The organism is Gottfriedia endophytica (assembly GCF_017814275.1).
GTDB lineage: Bacteria > Bacillota > Bacilli > Bacillales > Bacillaceae_G > Gottfriedia > Gottfriedia endophytica.
In genome coordinates, this window is sequence record NZ_JAGIYQ010000030.1 from 1 (window position 1) to 1,857 (window position 1,857).

Annotated in this window: 1 protein-coding gene; it reads right to left on the bottom strand. The window is 39.8% G+C overall.

The genetic code is table 11. The features are described from left to right. Positions 1 to 76: 76 nt before the first annotated feature. A complete protein-coding gene (ltrA, locus tag J5Y03_RS19670; protein ID WP_209407698.1) occupies positions 77 to 1,336 on the bottom strand; it encodes a group II intron reverse transcriptase/maturase in 1,260 nt (419 codons plus the stop codon). Between the last annotated feature and the right edge of the window lie 521 nt (positions 1,337 to 1,857).

Sequence of the window (1,857 nt, forward strand, 5' to 3'; positions counted from 1 at the left end):
AATCGAGTAGGAGGGAGCGACTAACTCCCGACCTCTCACACCACCGTACGTACGGTTCCGTATACGGCGGTTCAAATTAAGTCTGACGCAGAAATTCATATCTTTGATATAGACTTTTAAGACCTTGGATTTCCCAAAACTTATTTCCAATCGTTCTATTAAGGATTGGGCTGTGGGCTATTCGCCAATAGCCCTTTCTACTATTTCCCCATTCGTAAGCTTTCTGCTTGTCTACTTCTAGTCCAATCAACTTTCTCACTCTAGTTCGAGGTAGTTTCCATTGTTTCCATAGACACATTCGAAGCCTTCTTCGAATCCATTTATCTAGGTTTATGAAATGATTCGAGGTATCTGCTAACGCATAATATCCACACCATCCTATCAGGTATTTATTAAGTTTTTGTATCCTAATATGCATTGGTATTGGTGCTTTTCTTGATGTAAGTTCTTTAATTTTCTGTTTTACTCTTTTAATACTCTCTTTGGAAATGCGTATCTTAGGCTCTCTAGTAATTGTGAAACTAAATCCAAGAAATTTTCTTTTCCACGGTCGGTCTACAGACGATTTCTCCATGTTTACTTTTAATTTTAATTTAGTTTCAATAAAAGAAACGATGCCTGACATTGTTCGTAATCCTGCTTTCTTTGACTTAACGTAAATGTTACAGTCATCAGCGTACCTTACGAATTTATGCCCCCTCGTTTCTAGCTCTCTATCTAGTTCATCTAAAATAATATTTGAGAGTAATGGACTTAGTGGTCCCCCTTGTGGAGTACCCTCGGTACTTTCAGAAAATATGCCACCTATCATGACTCCTGCGTTAAGATAGCTACGAATTAATTTCAATAAAACCTTGTCATTGATCCTCTTTGCTAGAATTCCCATCAGCTTATCATGGTTTACTTTGTCAAAGAACTTCTCTAAGTCAATATCAACTACCCATCTATATCCTTTCTTAATGAAACCTTTCGCTTTTCTTACTGCGTCATGTCCTCTTCTTTGTGGTCGAAAACCATAGCTATGTTCAGAAAAACTCGGGTCATAAATTGGCGTTAGAATTTGGGTTATTGCTTGTTGAATGAATCGGTCTAACACGGTTGGTATTCCTAATAACCTCACACCACCGTTCGGTTTCGGGATTTCGACTCGACGGACTGGTTGAGGTTGATAAGTTCCATTTTCTAAGGATTGTTTTAGTTCGTCCCAGTGTATGACAATGTACGAACGCAGGTCTTTGGTCGACATGTTGTCTACACCGTGACTGCCCCCGTTTCGTTCCACCCTTTTCAGAGCGTTCAGAAGATTTTCCCGTGTTAGTATCCTTTCCATCAACATTTGATATTTCCTTTCTCCGTGAACATGATGTTCTATTTGTGCCAAACTCTACTCCGCCCTCTTGAAGCCCCCCACGTATTCACCGTTTCCTCCTTCAAGTAAGTCTTTTATTAAGATTGTCTGCCTCTACATAGAATTTGAACGCCTAGTATCTGTTCTTCTTAATTTGTTCAGTCCTTCCTTGATGTTTCGAACCATCAAGTACTATGACTTCTGCTGACTTCTGACAGTTCAGTTATCTATCACTAGATAAATTACTACATGAGTGTAGCGTATCTGTCAGACCTCCCCAGGTAAGTGCATACTCTTTCTTTCCATGTACCTACTCCATTTACTTTGTAACATCTTCGGCAGTAAGGATTTTGTTTTGTTATGCAAACTCATCCAATGTTACCTAGCCTTATATGAAGTTCGTGTTCCTTAGGTCGGAAATTTGCCGCCGACTTCCTTCAGATTCTGCGTCACCACAGACACCCTTGTCTTAAGCTAACCACTACTACTGCCTTCATGGCTCGGGACTT